Source organism: Aquibium microcysteis (assembly GCF_014495845.1).
Lineage (GTDB): Bacteria > Pseudomonadota > Alphaproteobacteria > Rhizobiales > Rhizobiaceae > Aquibium > Aquibium microcysteis.
This window is the reverse complement of sequence record NZ_CP061080.1, coordinates 1,116,286-1,137,410: the sequence shown is the minus strand read 5'-3', so window position 1 is coordinate 1,137,410 and position 21,125 is coordinate 1,116,286. Positions and strand designations below refer to the sequence as shown.

Sequence of the window (21,125 nt, the reverse complement as noted above, 5' to 3'; positions counted from 1 at the left end):
AGGGGAAGGCCGCAATTCGCACCGAACGGGTTCATGCTTCCGCAACCATCGCGCAGCGGCCGTCTACTCGGCCGCGATCGCCCGCGCCCCGTGGTCCAGCGTCAGCGCGGTGCGGCGCCAGAAATCGGAGACGAAGGCGGGGTCGCGCAGGTCTTCCAGCATCCGCCAGTCGGGGAACGACGCCTCGAAGACATCCGCCGGCATGCGCGCGTCCTTGTAGGGATTGACGGCGCCGCCGGCTTCGACGGCGATCCGGTCGAGCTCGGCCAGCATCAGCCGCGTCGCGAGCCCGCGGTTGGGAAAGTCCAGCGTCAGCGTGTAGCCGGCGCGCGGAAACGACAGGATGCCGGGCGACGGCCGGTCGCCGAACCGCTTCAGGACGGTCAGGAAGGAGCCCTGCCCCCGCCGGCGCGCGAGGTCCAGCATGGCCGGCACCGCCACCCGCGCGGCGGCCGCCGGCACCACCGACTGGTGCTGGAACAGCCCGCCCGGACCGTAGAGCCGGTTCCAGTTCGCGACCCCGTCGAGCGGAAAGAAGAAGCTCTTCGCCGGGACGCATTCCGCTTCGCTGCGGCTGCCGTTCTTCCAGCGGTAGGCGGCGTTGAAGAGCCGCAGGAAAGGCCGGTTCAGCACCGTGAAAGGCGGCTGCACCGGCACCGACAGCCGGCCGGGCTTCATGTCGATGTCGGCGCCTTCGGACGTGTCGGCGTGGTTGCCGGCCAGCAGCAGCCCGCGTCCGGCCGCCCGGCCGCCCGCCAGCTGGTCGATCCAGGCAACGGCGTATTCGTTGCGCAGGTCGGCCTCCTCGGCGAGGTCGAAATAGTCGCGCAGGCTGCCGAAGGGCCGCACGGTCTGCACGACATGCGGCGAGCCCACCCGCATCAGGCGGAGCGTCGCCTTCAGGATCAGCCCCGTCAGCCCCATCCCGGCGATCGTGGCGCGGAACAGGTCGGGCCGGCTGTCGGCGCTGCAGATGGTGGTGCGCCCGTCGGAGCGCAGCAGCGTCAGCGACAGGACATGCGCGCCGAAGCTGCCGCGCCGGTGGTGGTTCTTGCCGTGCACGTCGTTGGCGATCGCCCCGCCCAGCGTCACGTGCTGCGTTCCCGGCACCACCGGCGGGAACCAGCCATGGCGGGCCACCCGCGCGATGATGTCGCCGAGGAAAGCGCCGGCCTCGGCCGTCAAAATCCCGGTCTCGGGATCGAAGGACAGGATGCGGCCGGCGCCGCGCATGTCGATCAGCGCGCCGCCGCCGTTCAGGCAGCTGTCGCCATAGCTGCGGCCGTTGCCGTAGCCGAGCAGGCTGCCCGGCGCCGCGCGCCCGCTCTCCAGCAGCGTCACCGCCTGGACGGGCGTCAGCACGCGCGCCTGGCCGCGGAAGACCCGGCCGAAACTCTCGAGCCCGTCGGTCATGCCGCCACCGCGGCCGTCACGAGGAGGACGCCGCCGAGCGCCGAGACCATCTGGCTGCGCCAGTCGGTGGCGATGAAGACGATCGGATCGTCATGCATCTCGCCGCGGCGCGCCAGCACCCAGATCCGCAGCGTCAGATAGAGCACGATCGGCGCCAGCGGCCAGATCATCCAGGGATGCGGGTAGAGCTCCTTGACGCTGACGCTGTCGATGTAGAGCGCCAGCACCAGCGCGGAGGCGAAGGCGGAGGCGACGCCGGCCTGGGCGACGATGTCGATGTCCTCGGGCCGGTAGCCGCGGCCGGCCAGCCGCGCGCCGCGCGACAGCTCCGTTCCGTCCAGTTCGACGAAGCGCTTCACCAGCGCCAGCGACAGGAAGAAGAAGAGGGAGAAGGCGAGCAGCCAGAACGACACCTCGGTGCCGGTCGCCATCGCGCCGGCGATGATGCGCATCGTGTAGAGGCCGGCCAGCGTGAACACGTCGACCAGCAGCATGCGCTTCAGCCCGAAGGAATAGGCGGTGGTGACGGCGAGGTAGCCGGCGAGCACCATCCAGAACAGCGGCGGCAGGAAGGCGGCTGCAGCGATGCTGACGGCCATCAGCACGCCGATCGAGCCGAGGCCGAAGGGAATGGTGAGGTCGGCGCTGGCGAAGGGCCGCCGCCGCTTGGTGGCGTGGCGGCGGTCGGCGGCGAGGTCGGTGAAGTCGTTGACGATGTAGATCGCCGACGCGGCCGCGCTGAACGACACGAAGGCGAGCAAGCAGGCCGCGATCATCGACAGGTTCATGTATTCGTGCGCCAGCACCAGAGGCACCGCGATCAGGCTGTTCTTCAGCCACTGGTGGGCGCGCAGCATCCGCAGCACGGATCGTGCCGTCGGGCGCGTGCCGGGCACGAGTTCGCAGCCATGCTCGGCCTGCCAGCGCGCCGCATGACGGTCCGGCGCCACCACGATCGCGGCGCGGGCGGCGTCGAACACCTGCAGGTCGTGCCGGCTGTTGCCGGCATAGTCGAAGCCGCCGTCGCCGAACATGTTCATCAGCCGGGTGCGCTTTCGGCCGGAGGTGAGGTTGTGGCGCGGATCGTCGGTGGCGATCACCGCGTCGAAGACGCCCAGATGCGCCGCGATGGCCTCGGCGAACTTGCGCGGCGTGCCGGTGGCCAGAATGATGGTGCGGCCGGCCGCCTTCTCGGCGGAGAGGCGTGCCACCACCGCCTCGCGGTAGGGCAGCGACTCGACGTCGAGGTCGACCCGCGCGGCGATCTCCATCTTCAGCCGCGCCGGACCCGATGCCAGCCAGACCGGGACCATGAAGAGATAGAGCGGATTCCGCTTCAGGAGAAGGAAAAGCCCCTCCCACAAGAGGTCCGTCCTGATCAGCGTCCCGTCGAGGTCGACGGCGAGCGGTATTGCCGTTTGTTCCGACCGAGCATCCATGCCAAGTCACCTTCCCGTATCCCGGGCGCGACTGTCCCCCGGCGCCCATGCCGGACGTTCTAGGGAGAAGCACCTACGGAAGGTTCAACAGTGCCAGCACCGCGGCGTTTCGGGGCGGCATTTCCGCTGCGAGGCTTAATCGCGGGTTGACGCGATAGCGAAAAGGCCGGACATCTGTCGCAGTCTTCGTCAGGCATCGCTCGATGCTTCGTCGTCGTGTAGTACGTGCGACAGATCATCCAGGGTCCCATCCCCATCATGACCCGCCAACCGCTCCGCAAACCGCGGGAGCCCGGAACCGGCAATCTTCTCGAGATAGCCAGGCCATGTCGGGACGCGCCCGGTAACGGATCGGGCAAAACCATAGGCGAGCCGCGATGCTTCGCAGGTGATGACCGGACTGCCGTCATAGACATCGCAGAGGAAGTCGTCAGGGGTGCGGATCAGGACCCCATGAGATTTCAAACTCTCCGCATCGAAGTCCCTCAGGTTCCATGTGAGAAGGTGCGAAGGTGCACAGGCGATTGCCGCCGCTGCCACATGCCGATCCCCGGAGTTGGTGCGACCGGTGTCATCCAGATGACGCTGCCAATGGCCGGGATCGAAATCCGGTATCGCCTTCCGCATCTTCTCGGCCGTACGCAGCGGAGCCATCCCGTCTTTTCCCGCCTTCAGGAGGTGCCTGGCACGGTTGCGAACCCACTCGTCCTCGATCTCCCTTGTCCGATGCAGACGGAAAAGACCCTCGACGGCCAGCGTCATGAGGAGGTTTCGCTGTTCCTGGGAGAACAGGACGTTGGCATCCGCCAGAACCGTCGGCAAGCCTTCAAGGCGACGGTTCTGAATCAATGTCTCCAATCTCCTCGAAGTCCTGATAGATTTCGCCCATCAGCCGATTCCGCTCGTCTTCCCTGGCCTTGAGCCCAAGAACGTCCCCGAGCGTGCATCGCCTGTGCGTACCGACGTAATGGAACGGCAGCCGGCCGTCTTCCATCCGGCGGACGACGAGGGGGCGCGACAGGCCAAGGATCTTGCCGGCCTGGCTTGGCGACAGTTCAGTCCCGAGCGGCCCGTAAGCCACTCCTCCTCTCTCGAGGGCGGCATCGAGAAACCGGGCCAGCGCCGCGGCGATCTGTGGGTCGAGTGTCACCGGGACGGGTTTCCTCGTTCCGCCGAGTTCGCGCAGCGAACCCAGTGCGTCCTCCGCGGCGCGCCGAAGTCTGCCGTCAAAGCTCTCGAAATTCAGATGTGGGGTATCCATCCGATCACCTCGCATCATCTGAAATAAGTGTAACGGATCGCGAGGTCAATTGCTTGGAGCACCGGGATGCCGGGCGTGCTGGGCGAAGCTGAAAATGGAGCAGAGACCGTTCCGCGGAAGCGCCGCCCACCCGGCTGGTCGAAATCGGGCAAGCTTCGAGGCGCCTACTTGATGCGCGCGCGGCCGCCCGAGATCTCGATGACCTCGTTGCCGGACAGGGCGAAGCGGTCGCCGTCGGGCATGGTGACGAAGCAGCTCGAGAAGCAGAACTGCACGGTCTGGCCGGGAGCGATCGCCAACTCCTCCTGCTTGGAGCCTTCGGTGACGACGATGACGCGGACCTCCGCGTCGTTGTTGATCGCGCTCGCCGCCAGCGCCGGAGCCGAGGCCGCCAGGAGGGAAATGGTCGCGCCGAGGAAGAACTTCATGTCACGAAACCGGTGTCGCCACCGCCTCTGGTGTCGGGTGGAAGCCGACGGCTCCCGTTACGCCCATCCTATAGGCGAAGCCGCATGAACGGCAACTGAACGGCCTCCTCACAGCACTTCGTCGCCGTCGTCGGGGTCCTGGCGCTTGCGGCGGCCACGGCGCGGGGTGACGGGCAGCGCGACCACCTCGGCCGTGGCAGCGCCTGCCGGCGGCGGCGGGGCGGGCCTGGGCGCGGCATCCGCCGGGGTCGCGACCAGGTTGATATTGGCGCCCTTCAGATTGAGGTCGCGCTGCGGGAACGGGATCTCGATACCCTCCCGCTCGAAGGCTTCGACGATGGCGAAGCGGATGTCGTTCTGCACGGTCAGGCCGCTGGTGATGTCGGCCAGGAACAGCCTGATCTCGAAATCCAGCGAGGATTCGCCGAAATTGGCGAAGAAGACGAAGGGTTCGGGGTTCTTCAGCACCGTCGGATGGCTCTTCGCGATGTCGAGCAGCAGCGCATGCACCTTGCGCGGGTCGGTGCCATAGGCGACGCCGACCTTGATCTCGATGCGGCCGAGCTTGTTCTTGTGCGTCCAGTTGCCGACCGCGGCATTGATCAATTCGGAATTCGGCAGGATGACCGTCTGGCGCTGGAAGGTCTCGATCTCGGTCGCCCGCACGCTGATGCGCTTGACGGTGCCGGTGACGGCGCCGGCGACGATCCAGTCGCCCGCCTTGAACGGCCGCTCGGCGAGCAGGATCAGACCCGAGACGAAGTTCGAGACGACGTTCTGCAGCCCGAAACCGATGCCGAGCGACAGTGCGCCGGCCACGAGCGCGAGGTTCGACAGGTCGATCCCGGCGGCCGAGATGCCGACGAGCGCGGCGATGGCGATGCCGGCATAGCCGACCGCGGTGCGAATCGAGTTGCGCAGCCCCGCATCGACCTTGCCGCGCGACAGCACCGAGCCGTCGAGCCAGCCCTGGAAGCCGCGCGTGACGAAATAGCCCACGAAGAAGACGACGATGCCGGTGACGATACCGACCAGCGAGAAGGACACCGTGCCGATGGTGATGTTGGTGGCAAGCCGGTGCGCCCAGGTGGTGATGTCGCCCCACTGGAAGCCCCATTGCAGCAGCACCAGCGGCACACCGACGCAGACGACCAGGATGTAGGTGGCGATGCTGGCCGCGAGCCCAAGCTGGTCGAGCGCCACCTCCTCCAGTTTGAAGCGTCGGCGCAGCGCCTCGCCGAGCGCGGTGCGCACGAAGGCGCCCTCGCCCGAGATCGCGCCGGCCGACAGGAAGCCGATATACATCGTGGAGGCGATGGCGCCCGTCACCACGATCTGCTGCGACACGAAGCGGGCGAAGCCGATGTAGCCGAGCAGCGCCGCCGCCATCGTGCCGACGCCGAGCGCAAGGAAGATCCAGTTGATCCAATGAAGCCGTCTCGGCCGGCCGTCGTCCTGCGCCGGCCGAACCAGCCCGATCAGGATCAGCAGGATGCCGACGATCACGGTCGCCACCAGGCTCTTGGCGATGGTGAGCGACAGCGGCGAGCCCATGACCTGATTGACGCGGTTCAGCACGAAGTCGGCACCGGTGGTCACGGCCGTCAGCCAGGCCAGCCAGTAGAGCCTCCGCGCCGAGAGCGTGTCGACCGGCACCAGCCGCCAGTTCGGCCGGTCCGGCCCGAGGGCGGCCCGCGCCAGGCGGTTGACGAAGAAGACGATGGCGATCACCTGGAACAGCGACGACAGCATCTGGCCGATGTCGATGCGCAGGATGTTGAACGTGTCGCAAAGGTACCAGGTGGCCGACAGGAACACGAGAAGCGTGATCGACGGCATCAGCGTCGACCAGAAGGCCACCGACAGCCGCGACAGGTAGGACGGCGACGCTCCCGCGACGGCCTCCATCATCGAGCCGAAGACGCGCCGGCCGCCGAAGGAGAGAACCGCCGCCGCCGCGAGCGCCAGCAGCGTGGCGAAAAGGACCGACTGCAGCTTGAAGGCGACGACGAAGCTGAGCCAGGCCGTGACGGTCCGCTGCAGGGCCAGGATCTCGATGCGCAGATCGTCCAGCGTCGCCGCGTTGAGGGCGCTGCCGATGTCGTAGCGCTTCGACAGCGTGCGCGCGAAGAGGTCGCGCCGCAGGGTGCCGATCTCCTCGATCAGACGGTTGATCTGCACCGACAGGGTCTCGGCCACGCCGATCAGTGCGTTGATCTCGGCCTTCTGCCGCAGCAGGTCGGCGCGTTCGCGGCTCGTGATCTCGGGCTCGGGCGGCAGGCCTTCGCCGGGCGGCGCGCCGATCTGCTCCAGCCGGGCGTTGATCTCCTGCAGACGCGGCCGGAACGCCACGCCGGCCGAAAGCACCTGTCGCGCCAGCGCCTCCAGCTCGATGCGGGTCTCGACCAGCCCCGCATCGTCATCGGCGAAACGGGCGACGCGGTCGCTCAGCGTCGCGAGTTTGGCGGCGACGCCGTCGATGATCGGCTTCTGCTCGTCGTAGACGGACAATGCGGCCGTGATCCGGCCAGCCGTGGCGGCGGGCGCAGCGGTCGCGTCCGGCGCGGAGGCATCGGCCGGTCCGTCAGCCTCCGCGGGGGCCGCGAGCGGCGCGGGCTCCGCCTCCTGCGCGATCGCGGGGCGGCCGGCCGGCGCCGCGGCCAGAAGCATGGCCGTCGCCATTCCCCAGAGCCAGCGTTTCGTCATGTCCCCCATGGCCACATGGTTCCTCGATGAAGTCGCATCCATAGTGGTCGCACCCGCGCACGGCAAGGCGGGCCGATCCGCGCGCTGCGGCGTCGGCCCAGCGAAAGGCGGCGGCGCAATCGTTGCATTCGCGGGGGGCGGCGGGCATTAGTGTCCGGCAGCCCGGGGACAGAGAGACATGAGAGAATATTCGGCCCTTGCGCTGCTGAAGAACGCGTTCTCCGGCAACCGCGACTGGAAGCCCGCCTGGCGCAAGCCCGATCCGAAGCCGCACTACGACGTCGTCATCGTGGGCGGCGGCGGCCACGGGCTGGCGACGGCCTACTATCTCGCCAGCGAGCACGGCATCACCAATGTCGCCGTGATGGAGAAGGGCTGGCTCGGCGGCGGCAATGTCGGCCGCAACACCACCATCGTCCGCTCCAACTATCTCCTGCCCGCCAACACCGGCTTCTACGAGCATTCGATGAAGCTGTGGGAGAACCTGTCGCACGAGCTGAACTACAACGTCATGTTCTCGCAGCGCGGCATCCTCAATCTCGCCCACACGCCCGGCCAGGCGGACGACTACATCCGCCGCGGCAACGCCATGCGGCACGAGGGCATCGACGCGGTGTGGATGAACCCTGCCGAGATCGCGCGCAAGGTTCCCGGCCTCGACGTGTCGGCGAAGGCCCGCTTCCCGATCGTCGGCGGGCTGATGCAGCCGCGCGCGGGCACCGCCCGCCACGACGCCGTCGCCTGGGGCTATGCGCGCGCCGCCGACCGGCGCGGCGTCGACATGCTGGAGAATTGCGAGGTCACCGGCTTCCTGCGCGACGGCGACCGCATCACGGGGGTCATGACCACGCGCGGCGAGATCCGCGCCAGGAAGGTCGCCGTTGCGGTTGCCGGCTCCACCGGCCGCGTGATGAAGCTCGCCGGCATCGACCGGCTGCCGATCGAGAGCCACGTGCTGCAGGCCTTCGTGTCGGAATCGCTGAAACCCGCCATCGACACGGTGGTCACCTTCGGCGGCGGCCATCTCTACGTCTCGCAGTCCGACAAGGGCGGGCTGGTCTTCGGCGGCGACATCGACGGCTACAATTCCTATGCCCAGCGCGGCAACCTGCCCGTCGTCGAGGAGGTGATGAGCGAGATGGCCGCGCTCTTCCCCGGCTGGGCCGGCGTGCGGCTGCTGCGCTCCTGGGGCGGCATCATGGACATGTCGATGGACGGCTCGCCGATCATCACCGCCGGCCCACTGCCCGGCCTCTATCTCAACACCGGCTGGTGCTATGGCGGCTTCAAGGCGACGCCGGCCTCGGGCTCGTGCTTCGCCCACACCATCGCCCGCGACGCGCCGCATCCGCTCAACGCCGCCTTCACGCTGGAGCGTTTTCATCGCGGCGCCGTCATCGACGAGAAGGGCCAGGGCGCCACGCCCCGGCTGCACTGAGGCCGCGCCCATGCTGATCACCTGTCCCTGTTGCGGCCCGCGCGACGTTTCCGAATTCACCTACCAGGGCGACGCCAACCGCACCCGCCCGGACCCCGCCTCGACCGACCAGGCGGCGTGGAACGCCTATGTCTACGACCGCGTCAACACGGCCGGCGCGCATCGCGAATACTGGCAGCATTCCGGCGGCTGCCGGTCGCATCTGATCGTCGTCCGCTCGACCCTGACGCACCGGATCGACAGCGTCCGCTTCGCCCGCGACGCGGCCGACGGCGCCCGCCGCCGCTCCGGGGGGGCCGCATGAGCCCGCGCCGCGCACCGTCCGGCGGACGGATCGACCGCACCCGCTCGGTCTCCTTCCGCTTCGACGGCAGGCTCTATGCCGGCCACCCCGGCGACACGCTGGCCTCGGCGCTGCTCGCCAACGGGGTCACCCTGTTTGGACGCTCCTTCAAGTATCACCGCCCGCGCGGTCTCCTCGCCGCCGGCGTCGACGAGCCGAACGCGCTGGTCACCGTGCTGCGCGGTGCGGTGCGCGAGCCGAACGTGCCGGCGACCCAGGTCGAGATCTTCGACGGGCTGGTGGCCGAAAGCCAGAACCGCTCCCCCTCGCTCGCCGTCGACGTCGGCGCGCTGAACCAGCTCGGCGGCCGGCTGTTTTCGGCCGGCTTCTACTACAAGACCTTCATGGGCCCGGTCGTTGGCCCGCTGAAAGGCACCCGCTTCTGGATGCTGTGCGAAGAGGTCATCCGCCGCGCCGCCGGCCTCGGCCGCGCCGGCCATGCGCCGGACACCGCGCGCTACGAGAAGATGAACGCCTTCTGCGACGTCCTCGTCGTCGGCGGCGGACCCGCCGGCCTCGCGGCAGCGCTGGCGGCGGCGCGGGCCGGCCGGCATGTCGTTCTGGCCGACCTCGAGCCCCTCTTCGGCGGCGCGCTGAAATGGTCGGGCGAACACCTCGACGGCGAGGCCGCCACCGACTGGGTGGCGGGGACCGTGGCCACCCTCGCTTCCATGGACAACGTCCGCCTTCTGCCGCGCACCACCGTCTGGGGCTATTACGACGGCAACACGCTGGCCGCGCTGGAGCGCGTCGGCGATCATCGGCGCGAACAGGCGAGCGGCGCGCCGCGCCACCGCCACTGGGTGATCCGCGCCGGCCATGTCGTGCTCGCCACCGGCGCCTTCGAGCGGCCGATGGTGTTTCCCGGCAACGACCGGCCGGGCGTCATGCTCGCCTCCGCCGCGCAACGCTACGCCGCCGAATACGGCGTTCTGCCGGCCGAACGCTTCGTCGTCTTCGCCAACAATGACGGCGCCTATGCCGCGGCCGCCGCGCTGCGCGCCGCCGGCGCGGCGATCGCCGCCATCGTCGACGTCCGCGCCGACATCTCCGCCGAGGCGCGGGCGCTCGCCGCGCAGGCCGGCGGCGAACTTCTGCTCGGCCATGCCGTCGCCGACACCGCGGGCGGGCGCCGCCTGACCGGCGTCACCGTCCGGCGCTTCGATGCGGCGACGAAGACCCTCTCGGGCGAGCCGCGCCGGATCGAGGCCGACGGCCTCGCCGTCTCCGGCGGCTGGTCGCCGGCGATCCATCTCGCCAGCCAGGCCGGCGCCAGGGCGCGATGGGACGAGACGCTGCAGGCCTTCCTGCCGCCCGAAGCGGAAGCCGATGCCGGCTGGAGCGGCGCCGGCGCCGTCATTGGCCATGCCACCACGACCGCCGCGTTCGCCGACGGCCTCGCCGCCGTCGCAGCCGTCGAGGACGGTCTTGCCGATCCGGTCGACCTGCCGGCCAGCGACGCCCCTGTACTCGACGCCGCCCCCGCCGCGGTCTTCGAGATCCGCCCCGCCGACGGCCGCGGCTCCAAGGCCTTCGTCGACTTCCAGCACGACGTCACCGCCGAGGACGTGCGCCTCGCCCACCGCGAGGGCTTCGTCTCCGTCGAGCACCTGAAGCGCTACACGACGCTCGGCATGGCGACCGACCAGGGCAAGACGTCGAACGTGGCCGGCCTCGCCATCATGGCCGACGCGCGCGGCCTTCCCGTCGCCGAGGTCGGCACCACCCGCTTCCGCCCGCCCTTCGCCCCGGTCTCGATCGGCGCGCTGGCGGCCGAGCGCTTCGGCGAACTGAAGCCCGACCGGCTGACGCCGCTGCACGACTGGCACGTCGAGCAGGGCGCGACGATGTATGCCGCCGGCCTCTGGCACCGGCCGATGATCTACGGCCAGCCCGGCGAGACCGTCGAGCAGGCCTATGTGCGCGAGGCCAGGGCCGTGCGCGACAGCGTCGGCATCGTCGACGTCTCGACGCTCGGCAAGATCATGGTGCAGGGCCCGGACGCGGCCGCCTTCCTCGACCGCGTCTACACCAACCTCTTCTCCACGCTGCCCGTCGGCAAGGCGCGCTACGGGCTGATGCTGCGCGAGGACGGCTTCGCCTTCGACGACGGCACCACCTGGCGGCTGGCCGAGACCGAGTTCCTGATGACGACGACGACGGCCAATGCCGGCCGCGTGCTGCAGCATCTCGAATATTTGCTCGACGTGGTCTGGCCCGACCTGAAGGTCATCATGACCTCCGTCACCGACGAATGGGCGGGCGCCGCCCTCTCCGGCCCGAAGGCGCGCGCGGTGCTGTCCGCCTGCGTGGACGGCACGTCCGTCGACAATGACGCCCTGCCCTTCATGGGCATCGTCCATGGCGCGGTCGGCGGCGTGCCGGTGATGATCTGCCGGCTCTCGTTCTCGGGCGAACTGGCCTACGAGGTCTATTGCGGCTCCGGCCACGGCCAACACGTCTGGGACGCGCTGATGGCGGCAGGCGCGCCCTTCGGCATCGTCCCCTACGGGCTGGAGGCGCTCGGCACGCTGCGCATCGAGAAGGGCCACGTCACCGGTGCGGAAATCGACGGCCGCACCACCGCGCGGGATCTCCACCTTTCCTGGATGCTGTCGAAGAAAAAACCCTTCGTCGGCTCGGCGATGATGGACCGCGAGGCGCTGGTGGCCGACGACCGCATCGCCCTCGTCGGCCTCGTCTCGCTCGACGGCCAGCCGCTGAACGGCGGCGCACACATCGTCGAGCACGGCGACCGGACGCTCTCCGGCTCGATCGGCCACGTCACCTCGGTCTGCTTCTCGCCGGCGCTCGGCAAGTACATCGCGCTGGCGCTGGTGAAGGGCGGCACGGCGCGCCACGGCAGCCGCGCCTTCGTCTCCGATCCGCTGCGCGGCCGCTTCGGGCCGGTCGCGGTCGTCAGCCACCATTTCTTCGATCCCGAGGGGAGCCGCATGCATGGTTGAGCCGCTCTCGCCGCTGGGCAGCGCCTGGAAACCCGGCCGCCACGGCAACCCCGCCGGCGAGCCCGGCGTGGTGCTGTCGGAAACCCGCTCGGGCTCCATCGTCCAGGTCGCGGCCTTCCCCGGAAGCGAAAAACCCGTGATGGCGGCGATCGCGGCCGCGACCGGCCTGACGCTGCCCGACGGCGCGGGCGGCGGCATTGCCACCGGCAGGCAATCCGCCTTCGGCATCGCGCCCGGCCGATTCCTCGTGGTCGACCAGGTCGAGGGCCTGGCCGAGACGCTGCGCGCAGCCCTCGCCACGGCCGACGGCGCCGTCACCGACTTGAGCCACGGCCGCACCTCCATCCGCATCGCCGGCCCGAAGGCCGAATGGGTGCTGTCAAAACTCTTCGCGGTCGACTTCTCGCTCCCCGCCTTCCCCCTCGCCGCCGGCCGCGCCACCCAGCACCACGACGTGCTGGCCCAGATCCAGCGCACCGGCCCCGACCGCTTCGACCTCTACGTCTTCCGCTCGTTTGCGCGGTCGTTCTGGACGATGCTGGTCCATGCCGGCGAGGAGGTGGGGTGCGAGGTGCGGTAGTGGTGAGAAGTCTGCGCTTGCTAGCCGCGAGCCCAATGACAATGGAGAGGAGGCAGGAAAGTCAGTTCATAACTTCTTAAGTTTGTCTATCTCGCGAAATGCGGCGCGTTCAAACCGCTTGATCTGCTGAGTGATCTTCTCATCAACGTCGAACACGGCAGCACTGCGCCGTCCGTAGGAGGAGAAGTTGCGCACGACCCGGAGACCTTCTTCGTCGCGGACCTTCAGATGGGTGAACCGGCGATACAAGCGCTTAGTGTGCGCCTTGGTAGACTTTCCAGAAGCAATGCTACGCTCGGCGACTATGCGCGTCCGGCGCATCGCCCTTCGCATCTTCCGCCACTGGCGAGCAAGAGAGCTTTCCCGAATGGCAGGTCCTGCTTCATAGAGCACGAATCCGAGATACTGCGCAGCTTTCCCGACCACCGCAGCGCCTGTCCCTGTGAATTCGGTCCTTTCTGTCTTGTGCGGCGAAATCTCCAATTTCTCAGCTTTGATGAGGCCCATGATCTTGGCCTCTGCCGCCGCCGCATGAACGGGTTCGCAAATCACCAAATATCGTCCGAATACCGGCGATACAACGCACCGATGCTATCACAGTAGGCGCGTGCCCTAGCATCAAAGTCAATCATGTAGAGGTTTGACGCGGCTGCGCTGATAGGTGTTCCCTGAGGGATGCCACGCCGATGTCCCTTTGCAAATTCCGGGTTCGGGTAGAACTTGATGCCATTGGCCTTCAATTCTTCGACGCTGGCGATCCGATCTCGACTGTTCTCCCTAAGGCGGGCGGAGAACGTGGGGTCCGCCTTCAAATCCTCCATATCCACATAGTGGAAGGCGGTGATCGCCCTAAACACGCGCATCCAGTTTTCGGGGAGCGACGCTACGCCAAGCACGACCTTCAGGCGGCGCTTGAGTAGGGTATGATCGAGGTTGTCGAAGAAGCTGCTGACATCGAAAGCTAGTATCGTCACGGGGGCATGAGACTTGGCAAATGAAAGCACTTCCGCCGAGAAATCATAGTTTCCGCGTCCGAGCGCGCGATAGGCCAAAACGCTATCGGACAAACCAGCAGACTCGTAGTGGGCGTCCAGCAATTTGTTCATCTCGCTGGCGTAATAGGAGAGGATGCAAGCGTCCCGATGCGATGCATACTTGATAGGGCGGTCTTTCGTGCTGATTGTCCGCGTCCCGGTTTTCGGGCACTTCTTATAGCGCTTCTCAGATTTCGTGAAATGCAGAAGAGGTAGGAACGAGTGCCGAAGAACGAAGTTCGGGTCCATAACCTTCTTGGCGAACTTCTCGCCTACGGGCAGATCGAAATGGCGGTAGCCTCTGGTCTTGAACCAATCGAGCGACATAACTCCCCCCTGTCGCAGAGTTCGGAGGACTGGCCCTGACCCTGGGCTCCGGCTTTTTGGGCCGGGCGTCCCCCGAACGCACGCCATCTTCTGCCAGCGCATACGTTCAGCGTCACACTTCCGAACGTCTCGCAGACACGGGTCTCGAAACGCGAGATGGTATTATGTAACCGTGGAGGTCCGAGCTATGCTCAGTGTCTCATTCAGTCTGGCGCTGGTAGCGGAGATGCTGTTCGGCATCCTACTGCCAGGTCACCATAAAGAGGTTGACAAGTTCAACGGCCAAACCCCTGGGCCAATCCCCACGGGCGACGATCATCTGGGGAATGCGACAGCTACATTCAAGGCTGCGGAAGAGAGTTTTCACTGAGAGAAGGCAAATGGCGCCCTTGGCAATTCGATGTCCGGGTTTGGACTGTCTTCGACGCCATCCCACTGCCGTCCTATAAGCACTTAACGAGTGGCAGGATTCCGTCACCAGTAAATTCGGTCCGGAACAGCCGCCATGGGGTCGGCTCCGGTCAAACCCCGTCCCGGTCCCGAGCGTCGGATCTTCACCACCAGGGCCTCACCCCCCGCTGATCGCCGTCCGCACATGAACCTTCGCGCCCGGCGCTAGCGGCGTCTCGAGCCCCGCCCGGTCGCCCTCCACGAACACGTTCATGTGCTTGCGCATCGCGGATGCGGTCGCCCGTGCCTCCCCACGGCCGGTCGCGTTCGTCGATCGTCTCCGACACGGTCGCCGCCGTTTCCCCCACCGCGACCCGACCCGCATCCCGAGCGCGCCACGGCCGGGCGGCGGCGCCCGGCCATGACGGGCGCGGAGCCTTTGGCCCCGCGCCCCTTGAGCGTCACTTCGGCCGCACCGCGTCCGCCGTGCCCTGGATGAAGGCCGTGATCTTCTCCAGCTCGGCTTCCGTCAGCTTGCCGGTGAAGTCGGGCATGCCCTTGTCCTTGAAGGCGCCGTTGAGGACGATGCTCTTCAGGTCGGCGATGGTGCCCGGCGCGGAATAGCCGAGATTGGGCACGTTGCCGCCGCCGTCGACGCCCGGCACGCCGTGGCAGAAGACGCAGTTGGCGATGTAGATCGCCGCGCCCTCGCCGTAATGCGCCGGGTCGTATGCCACGCCCGCCACGAGTTCGCGCTCGGGCGCCTTGACGAATTCCGGCATGGCCGCCGTGCCGCCGACCTTGAAGGTGTAGACGTGGCCGGGGCCGGCGCGGTCGGTGTGCTTCTGGGTGATGCCGTAGACGCCGCCCCAGCCGGCCGCGATGCTGACATACTGCACGCCGTCCACCTCGAAGGTCGAGGGCGCGGCGATCACGCCGGTCCCGACCGGCACCTGCCACACATTGGCGCCCGTCGTCGCGTCATAGGCGAGGAAGCGGCCGTCGGCCGATCCCTGGAACACCAGGTTGCCGGCCGTCGCCAGCGTGCCGCCGTTCCACGGCGAGACGTATTGCTGGCGCCAGACCTCCTTCTGCGCCACCGGGTCCCAGGCGAGCAGGTGGCCAAAGGGCCGCTCGCCGGGCGGCGTGGCCGAGACCAGCCAGCCGAGGTTCCAGCCGAGGTTGGAATGCGGCCGCCCCGGCAGGTTGGCGTTGAACGACCAGGCCTCCCGCGAATCCTGCTCGAGCGTCAGCGGCACGCCCTGCGCCGGGATGTAGACGAGGCCGGTCTGCGGCGAATAGCTCATCGGGTGCCAGTTGTGGGCGCCATAGGGCGACGGCGTCACCTCGAAGGTCTCGCCGGGGTTTCTCGCACGCGGGTCCTCGATCGGCCGGCCATTGGCGTCGTAGCCCAGCGCCCAGTTCACCTTGACGAAGGGTTCCGCCGAGATGAAGCCGCAGTCGGTGCGGTCGACGACGTAGAAGAAGCCGGATTTCGGCGCGTGCAGCATCACCTTGCGCGGGCGTCCGTCGATCTCCATGTCGGCCAGGATGATGTGCTGGGTGGCGGTGTAGTCCCAGTTCTCGCCCGGCACCTCCTGATAGTGGCAGACATAGTCGCCGGTCTCGGCCTTCAGCGCCACCAGCGACGACAGATAGAGATTGTCGCCGCCGCCGGGGCTGCGCAGGTCGCGGTTCCACGGGCTGCCGTTGCCGGTGCCGACGTACAGCGTCCCGGTCTCGGCGTCGTAGGCCATGGCGTCCCACATCGTGCCGCCGCCGCCGGCCTCCCAGTATTTGCCGGCCGGGTCCCAGGTCAGCGCGGCCCGCGCCATCTCCGGACCTTCGGAGGGCTTCGACGGGTCTCCCGGCACCGAATACCAGCGCCAGGCCTGTTTACCGGTCTCGGCGTCATAGGCCGTCAGATAGCCGCGCACGCCATATTCGGCGCCGCCGTTCCCGATCACCACCTTGCCGCCATAGACGCGCGGCGCGCCGGTGATGGTGTAGGAGCGGGCGCGGTCCTCGATCGTGTCGACCTCCCAGAGCTTCTCGCCCGTGCCGGCGTCGAGCGCGATCAGGCGGCCGTCATAGCTGCCGACGAAGACCTTGCCGCCATAGACGGCGACGCCGCGGTTCACCACGTCGCAGCAGCCCTTGTAGGCATAGTCGCGCGGAACCTGCGGATCGTGGACCCAGAGCTTTTCGCCGGTCACGGCATTGATCGCGTGCACCACCGACCAGGAGGCGGTGACGTACATGACGCCGTCGACGACGATCGGCGTCGCCTCGACGCCGCGCGTGCTCTCGAGATCGTAGGACCAGGCGAGGCCGAGCTCGGCGACGTTGGCGGTGTTGATCTGGGTCAGCCTGCTGAACCGGCTCTCGGCATAGTCCAGCCCGTAGCTCGGCCAGTTCCGGGTCGTCGCGGCATTGGCGACGATCGCCTGCGTGTCGATCGCGCCGACCGCCGCGCGCGCCGCCTCGGGCGTGATCTGCTGCGCGGCGGCGAGGCCGGTCATCGCCGAAAGCGCCACCATCGAACCGGCGAGGCCGATCCGGAATGCCCGTGCGCTTGCAACCGCGCTCCCGCGGTGGCCCGCCTGAGGGCGCGGGTCGTCGTTTGCCGCCGCGGTCGCGGCGGCATTCCACTGGAATGCCATATGGGTTCTCCTCCTCGCGTGCGCCGGCGATGCCTCCACCACGGACGCGTGCGCAATGTGTTACGAACACGCCCGCGTTCTCCTCCCGGGCGTCACACATCATTGCGGAGTTCCGACGCTGCGTCAATCTGCCACGCGCCATGCGTGCGGCATTGCCGTCGCGGTCCGGGCGGAGGCCTTACCCGCCGCTGATGGCCGTCAGCACGTAGACCTCGTCGCCGGGGGCGAGCGGCGTCTTCAGGCTCGCCCGGCTGCCGTCGACGAAGACGTTCATGTGCTTGCGGATCGCCGGGCGCGAGTCGCGGATGCGGTCGCCCATGCCGGGCCACAGGCGGTCCAGCTCGTCGATCATCTCGGCGACCGTCGCCGCCACCATCGACACTTCGCGCCGCGAGCCGGGGAACAGGTCGCACAGCACCGGCGACAGCTTCACCGTCACCGGCAGCGCGGCGCGGACGGCCGAGGCATGGCCGGCCGCGTCCGACAGGTCGTCGCGCCGGGCCATTCTCAGGCGTCCAGCACGTGGGTTTCGACCGACGAGATCGTCGGCAGGTGCGCGGCGATCTGCGACCAGCTGTCGCCCTCGTCGGCGCTGGCGTAGATCTCGCCGCTGCCGGTGCCGAAATAGACGCCCGCCGGCTCCATCCGGTCGACCGCCATCGCCTGGCGCAGCACGCCGAAATAGGCGTTCTCCTGCGGCAGGCCGGCGCGCATCGCCTGCCAGCTCGCGCCGCCGTCGCGCGTGCGCCACACCGCCGTCTTTGCATCCGGCATGAAACGGCCCGCCGAATCGCCGTTGAGCGGGATCAGGTAGACGGTTTGCGGATCGCGCGGGTGGACCGCCGCCGGAAAGCCGAAGCTCGACGGCAGGCCGTTCTCCATGCTCGTCCAGGACCGGCCGCCATCGTCGGAGCGGTACATGCCGCAATGGTTCTGCTGGTAGAGCAGCTGGTCGGTGCCGGGCGCCAGCACCATGCAGTGCACGCACTGGCCGAGCTCGGGATAGCGCTGGTCTTCCGGGAAATAGTCGGCGCGCGTGCCCCTGTTGCGCGGCTCCCAGGTCCTGCCGCCATCGTCGGTTCCGAACACGCCGGCCGACGAGATGCCGACCCAGATGCGGTCCGGATCGGTCGGATGCGGCACCAGCGAATGCAGGATCAGCCCTGCCCCGCCGGGGTTCCAGTGCGGCCTCGACGGATGGTCGCGCAGGCCGTTCACGTGGCTCCAGGTCCTGCCGCCGTCGGTGCTGCGGAACAGGCCGGCCGGCTGCACGCCCGCATAGAGCGTGCCGTCACGGCCGGGCGCCAGGCTCCACACCGCCGAGACCGGCTCCTCCCCTTCAGGATAGGCCAGCCCTTCGCTCGAATGCGTCCAGGTCGCGCCGAGGTCGTGCGAGGTCCAGACCGCCGGTCCGAACCACTCGTTGCCGCCGGCGGCATGGATCGCGCCGGTCGCCGGATCGAGGATCGCGTGATGGATCGGCCAGGTGTTGCAATAGGGGCCGCGCAGCCGGAAATTCTTGCGGTTCCCGTCGCTCTCGGCGACGAACAGGCCCTTCTTGGTGCCGATCAGGATGAGTATGCGCTTTGCCAACGGGACGGTCTCCTCTCCCACGAACGACCAGCCGCCTCCGCCGCCCCGAAAGCAAGCGCTGGACATTTACGTTGATATCAACATTATAGGCATATGTCAAAGCCCTCACATACCGAAAAGATCGGATTCGCCGTCACGCTGGAGGTCAGGGACGCGTGCCTGTGCCTCCATGTCCAGCGCGCGGCGCGGTCGCTGGCGCGGCTGTTCGACGAGGCGTTCCGCCCGGTCGGCATCACCAACGGCCAGTTCTCGATGCTGATGTCGCTCAACCGGCCGGTTCCCGCGCGCATGCGCGAGGTCGCCGCCCTGCTCGCCATGGACCGCACCACGCTGACGGCGGCGCTGAAGACGCTCGAACGGCGCGGCCTTTTGGAGGTGCGGATCGACCCCGACGACCGCCGCGGCAAGCTTCTCACGCTGACCGACGCCGGCCGCGACACCCTCGCCCGCGCCGTCCCGATCTGGCGCGACACCCATGCGGTTCTGGAAGAGGGCCTCGACAACGCCGACGGCCTGCGCGCGGCGCTGCTGGCGATCTCGTAGGGCGCCGCGGCCCAAGCTGCCGATCTCCCCCCTTGTGGGGGAGATGCCGGCAGGCAGAGGGGGGTGTCGTAGGACGCAGACGGTTGCTGGGACAACCGAAACATCGTGACTACGATCACCAAAGTCCGCGCTCTGTCGCGCCCCCCTCTGTCCTGCCGGACATCTCCCCCACAAGGGGGGGAGATCACGCGCTCCGCCGGCTTCGCCAACTGCAGCCGTCGCAAGAGGCCCGCCGCCGCCGGAGCTGCCGATCTCCCCCCTTGTGGGGGAGATGCCGGTAGGCAGAGGGGGGTGTCGCAGGGCGCTGGCGGTTGCTGGGACAACCGAAACATCGTGACTACGATCACCAAAGTCCGCGCTCTGTCGCGCCCCCTCTGTCCTGCCGGACATCTCCCCCACAAGGGGGGAGATCAAGCGCTCAGGCGGCGTTGCTCAACCAAAGCCATCGCAGAGGTGCGCCACCGCCGAAGCGGGCAGGGGGAGAGGACAGGCGCCACTCACCCCTCACTTCACAAACGTGACGAACTCCTCCAGCGGCACGCGTTCGGTGCGCAGGCTGTTCTCGGGCTTGGAGGCGTCCTCGTAGCCGAGCGCCATGCCGCAGACGACGATCTCCTCGTCGGGGATGCCGAGCACAGGGCGGATCTGGTTATGGTAGGGCGCGAAGGCCGCCTGCGGGCAGGTGTGCAGGCCCCTGCCCCGCGCCGCGATCATGATCGACTGCAGGAACATGCCGTGGTCGATCCACGAGCCGTGGTTCAGGCGGCGGTCGATGGTGAAGATCATGCCCACCGGCGCGTCGAAGAACACGAAGTTGCGGTCATGCTGGGCGCGCATCTGGTCGACGTCGCGCTTGCCGATGCCGAGCGCCCCGTAGAGCGCGAAGCCGACGGCGCGGCGGCGCCCGTAATAGGGCTCGAAGAACTGGTCGGGATAGTATTTGTACTCGTCCCACTTCGCCTTCTCGGCCCGGATGCCCGAGCCCAGGATGGCATCGGTGATCTTCTGCTTGGTCTCGCCAGTGGTCACCCAGACCTTCCAGGGCTGCATGTTGGTGCCCGACGGCGCCCGGCTGGCCACCCGAAGGATGTCGCGGATCGTCTCCTCGTCCACCGGGTCGGGCAGGAAGGCGCGCACCGAGCGGCGCGACGTGATCGCCGCGTCCACGATCTCCGCTTCGTCGATCGTTTCAGGCTGTTTGTCGGGTGCGAGCATGCCGAGGTCCCCTCGTCCTTATGCACCATCCTTGGCATATCGGGCGCAATTGGTCCAATCGCGACGATCCGCCGGTGCAGCGTCCGGATGTGCCGGGGCTCGTATCACATCGCCTGAAATTCTGCTTGAATTTTTCATGACAGGCGCGATGATGAAATTCGAGAGGATTTTTTCACGAGGCGGTTGCTTGGCGCAGGCGGGGGATGTCTTGCTGGCCGGAAACCTGCGCGCGCTGCGCAAGGCGCGCCGCATGACGCTCGCCGATCTCGGCCAGCAGCTCGACCGATCCGTCGGCTGGCTGAGCCAGGTCGAGCGCGGCCTGTCGCGGCCGTCGGTGGAGGATCTGCGCCGCTTCGCCCAGGCCTTCGGCGTGCCGCTCGGCCTGTTCTTCGGACATGACGCGCCGGTCGAGGCAGAGAAGGGCGTCGTCGTGCGGGCCGGGCGCCGCCGCTCGCTCGGCTCCAGCGAGACCGGCCTCGTCGAGGAACTGCTGTCGCCCGATCTCGGCGGCAGCTTCGAGCTCGTGCGATCCGAGTTCGCACCCGGCGCCCGCCTGGAAGCACCGTCGCTGCGCCCGACCGAGGAGGCCGGCTACGTCGTCTCCGGCCGCTTCGACATCGAGATCGACGGCACTTGGCACCGGCTCGCCGCCGGCGACAGCTTCCGCTTCAAGGAAAAACCCTTCCGCTGGCGCAACCCCGGCACGATCGCGGCGGTGGTCGTGTGGGTCATCTCGCCGCCGGTCTATTGAGCGCGGCGAGAATGCAAAGAGCCCCCTTCGAGGAC

General features: G+C 68.1%; 18 protein-coding genes. 6 read left to right on the top strand and 12 right to left on the bottom strand.

Annotation, left to right across the window (positions count from 1 at the left end; genetic code table 11):
• Positions 1–63 precede the first annotated feature (63 nt).
• From IAI54_RS05070 to IAI54_RS05045, 6 genes are all read right to left on the bottom strand, one after another.
• Positions 64–1,413 carry an FAD-binding oxidoreductase gene (locus tag IAI54_RS05070; protein ID WP_187971315.1) on the bottom strand — a complete coding sequence of 450 codons (1,350 nt, stop codon included), beginning with the start codon at positions 1,411–1,413 and terminating at the stop codon, positions 64–66.
• Entirely contained in the window at positions 1,410–2,852 is a 1,443-nt protein-coding gene (locus IAI54_RS05065; protein WP_187971314.1) for a UbiA family prenyltransferase, read from the bottom strand. The genes IAI54_RS05070 and IAI54_RS05065 overlap by 4 nt, the downstream gene beginning before the upstream one ends.
• A 189-nt stretch (positions 2,853–3,041) precedes the next feature.
• The gene (locus IAI54_RS05060) at positions 3,042–3,701 is read right to left on the bottom strand and encodes a hypothetical protein (RefSeq protein ID WP_187971313.1); all 660 of its coding nucleotides are present in this window, start codon (positions 3,699–3,701) and stop codon (positions 3,042–3,044) included.
• On the bottom strand, positions 3,679–4,113 hold the full coding sequence (locus tag IAI54_RS05055) for a MerR family transcriptional regulator (RefSeq protein WP_187971312.1): 435 nt from the start codon (positions 4,111–4,113) through the stop codon (positions 3,679–3,681). The genes IAI54_RS05060 and IAI54_RS05055 overlap by 23 nt, the downstream gene beginning before the upstream one ends.
• A 164-nt stretch (positions 4,114–4,277) precedes the next feature.
• The gene (locus tag IAI54_RS05050) at positions 4,278–4,541 is read right to left on the bottom strand and encodes a hypothetical protein (protein ID WP_187971311.1); all 264 of its coding nucleotides are present in this window, start codon (positions 4,539–4,541) and stop codon (positions 4,278–4,280) included.
• Between the two features lie 108 nt (positions 4,542–4,649).
• The gene (locus IAI54_RS05045; protein ID WP_235679257.1) at positions 4,650–7,247 is read right to left on the bottom strand and encodes a mechanosensitive ion channel family protein; all 2,598 of its coding nucleotides are present in this window, start codon (positions 7,245–7,247) and stop codon (positions 4,650–4,652) included.
• A gap of 178 nt (positions 7,248–7,425) precedes the next feature.
• On the opposite strand from IAI54_RS05045, the gene IAI54_RS05040 reads away from it, so the two are divergent.
• Genes IAI54_RS05040 through soxG form a run of 4 tightly spaced genes read left to right on the top strand, consistent with a single transcriptional unit; the run spans position 7,426 to position 12,574 of the window.
• The gene (locus IAI54_RS05040) at positions 7,426–8,685 is read left to right on the top strand and encodes a sarcosine oxidase subunit beta family protein (protein ID WP_187971310.1); all 1,260 of its coding nucleotides are present in this window, start codon (positions 7,426–7,428) and stop codon (positions 8,683–8,685) included.
• Between the two features lie 10 nt (positions 8,686–8,695).
• Positions 8,696–8,989 carry a sarcosine oxidase subunit delta gene (locus IAI54_RS05035; RefSeq protein ID WP_187971309.1) on the top strand — a complete coding sequence of 98 codons (294 nt, stop codon included), beginning with the start codon at positions 8,696–8,698 and terminating at the stop codon, positions 8,987–8,989.
• The gene (locus tag IAI54_RS05030; protein WP_187971308.1) at positions 8,986–11,994 is read left to right on the top strand and encodes a sarcosine oxidase subunit alpha family protein; all 3,009 of its coding nucleotides are present in this window, start codon (positions 8,986–8,988) and stop codon (positions 11,992–11,994) included. The genes IAI54_RS05035 and IAI54_RS05030 overlap by 4 nt, the downstream gene beginning before the upstream one ends.
• Positions 11,987–12,574, top strand: a complete 588-nt coding sequence (gene soxG, locus IAI54_RS05025) for a sarcosine oxidase subunit gamma family protein (RefSeq protein WP_187971307.1) — start codon at positions 11,987–11,989, stop codon at positions 12,572–12,574. Before IAI54_RS05030 ends, soxG begins: the two co-directional genes overlap by 8 nt.
• A 66-nt stretch (positions 12,575–12,640) precedes the next feature.
• Here soxG and IAI54_RS05020 read toward each other — a convergent pair whose 3' ends face one another.
• From IAI54_RS05020 to IAI54_RS05000, 5 genes are all read right to left on the bottom strand, one after another.
• Positions 12,641–13,081, bottom strand: coding sequence for a hypothetical protein (locus IAI54_RS05020; RefSeq protein ID WP_187971306.1), 441 nt, complete (start codon positions 13,079–13,081; stop codon positions 12,641–12,643).
• Positions 13,082–13,122: 41 nt separating this feature from the next.
• On the bottom strand, positions 13,123–13,935 hold the full coding sequence (locus IAI54_RS05015; RefSeq protein WP_187971305.1) for an RNA-dependent RNA polymerase family protein: 813 nt from the start codon (positions 13,933–13,935) through the stop codon (positions 13,123–13,125).
• A gap of 851 nt (positions 13,936–14,786) precedes the next feature.
• Positions 14,787–16,865, bottom strand: coding sequence for a PQQ-dependent dehydrogenase, methanol/ethanol family (locus IAI54_RS05010; protein WP_187973026.1), 2,079 nt, complete (start codon positions 16,863–16,865; stop codon positions 14,787–14,789).
• 301 nt (positions 16,866–17,166) lie between these two features.
• Positions 17,167–17,493 (bottom strand): MoaD/ThiS family protein, encoded by a 327-nt coding sequence (locus IAI54_RS05005; RefSeq protein WP_187971304.1) that lies wholly within the window; start codon positions 17,491–17,493, stop codon positions 17,167–17,169.
• Between the two features lie 2 nt (positions 17,494–17,495).
• The gene (locus IAI54_RS05000; RefSeq protein WP_187971303.1) at positions 17,496–18,581 is read right to left on the bottom strand and encodes a WD40/YVTN/BNR-like repeat-containing protein; all 1,086 of its coding nucleotides are present in this window, start codon (positions 18,579–18,581) and stop codon (positions 17,496–17,498) included.
• Positions 18,582–18,674: 93 nt separating this feature from the next.
• Between IAI54_RS05000 and IAI54_RS04995 the strand changes: the two genes are divergently transcribed.
• Positions 18,675–19,124 (top strand): MarR family winged helix-turn-helix transcriptional regulator, encoded by a 450-nt coding sequence (locus IAI54_RS04995; protein WP_187971302.1) that lies wholly within the window; start codon positions 18,675–18,677, stop codon positions 19,122–19,124.
• A gap of 504 nt (positions 19,125–19,628) precedes the next feature.
• Here the strand turns inward: IAI54_RS04995 and IAI54_RS04990 are convergent.
• Positions 19,629–20,339: a nitroreductase gene (locus IAI54_RS04990; protein WP_187971301.1), complete on the bottom strand. Its 711-nt coding sequence runs from the start codon at positions 20,337–20,339 to the stop codon at positions 19,629–19,631.
• Between the two features lie 208 nt (positions 20,340–20,547).
• Here IAI54_RS04990 and IAI54_RS04985 point away from each other — a divergent pair, with 208 nt between their 5' ends.
• A complete protein-coding gene (locus IAI54_RS04985; protein WP_235679256.1) occupies positions 20,548–21,090 on the top strand; it encodes a helix-turn-helix domain-containing protein in 543 nt (180 codons plus the stop codon).
• Positions 21,091–21,125 lie beyond the last annotated feature (35 nt).

What these genes read in the sequence shown, in the direction of transcription:
- IAI54_RS05040 (WP_187971310.1), top strand. Translation starts at nt 7,426, where the DNA reads ATGAGAGAATATTCGGCCCTTGCGCTGCTGAAGAACGCGTTCTCCGGC.
- IAI54_RS05065 (WP_187971314.1), bottom strand. Translation starts at nt 2,852, where the DNA reads ATGGATGCTCGGTCGGAACAAACGGCAATACCGCTCGCCGTCGACCTC.
- soxG (WP_187971307.1), top strand. Translation starts at nt 11,987, where the DNA reads ATGGTTGAGCCGCTCTCGCCGCTGGGCAGCGCCTGGAAACCCGGCCGC.
- IAI54_RS04990 (WP_187971301.1), bottom strand. Translation starts at nt 20,339, where the DNA reads ATGCTCGCACCCGACAAACAGCCTGAAACGATCGACGAAGCGGAGATC.
- IAI54_RS05010 (WP_187973026.1), bottom strand. Translation starts at nt 16,865, where the DNA reads ATGGTGGCGCTTTCGGCGATGACCGGCCTCGCCGCCGCGCAGCAGATC.
- IAI54_RS05045 (WP_235679257.1), bottom strand. Translation starts at nt 7,247, where the DNA reads ATGACGAAACGCTGGCTCTGGGGAATGGCGACGGCCATGCTTCTGGCC.
- IAI54_RS05035 (WP_187971309.1), top strand. Translation starts at nt 8,696, where the DNA reads ATGCTGATCACCTGTCCCTGTTGCGGCCCGCGCGACGTTTCCGAATTC.
- IAI54_RS05005 (WP_187971304.1), bottom strand. Translation starts at nt 17,493, where the DNA reads ATGGCCCGGCGCGACGACCTGTCGGACGCGGCCGGCCATGCCTCGGCC.
- IAI54_RS05020 (WP_187971306.1), bottom strand. Translation starts at nt 13,081, where the DNA reads ATGGGCCTCATCAAAGCTGAGAAATTGGAGATTTCGCCGCACAAGACA.
- IAI54_RS05070 (WP_187971315.1), bottom strand. Translation starts at nt 1,413, where the DNA reads ATGACCGACGGGCTCGAGAGTTTCGGCCGGGTCTTCCGCGGCCAGGCG.
- IAI54_RS05055 (WP_187971312.1), bottom strand. Translation starts at nt 4,113, where the DNA reads ATGGATACCCCACATCTGAATTTCGAGAGCTTTGACGGCAGACTTCGG.
- IAI54_RS05030 (WP_187971308.1), top strand. Translation starts at nt 8,986, where the DNA reads ATGAGCCCGCGCCGCGCACCGTCCGGCGGACGGATCGACCGCACCCGC.
- IAI54_RS04995 (WP_187971302.1), top strand. Translation starts at nt 18,675, where the DNA reads ATGTCAAAGCCCTCACATACCGAAAAGATCGGATTCGCCGTCACGCTG.
- IAI54_RS05050 (WP_187971311.1), bottom strand. Translation starts at nt 4,541, where the DNA reads ATGAAGTTCTTCCTCGGCGCGACCATTTCCCTCCTGGCGGCCTCGGCT.
- IAI54_RS05015 (WP_187971305.1), bottom strand. Translation starts at nt 13,935, where the DNA reads ATGTCGCTCGATTGGTTCAAGACCAGAGGCTACCGCCATTTCGATCTG.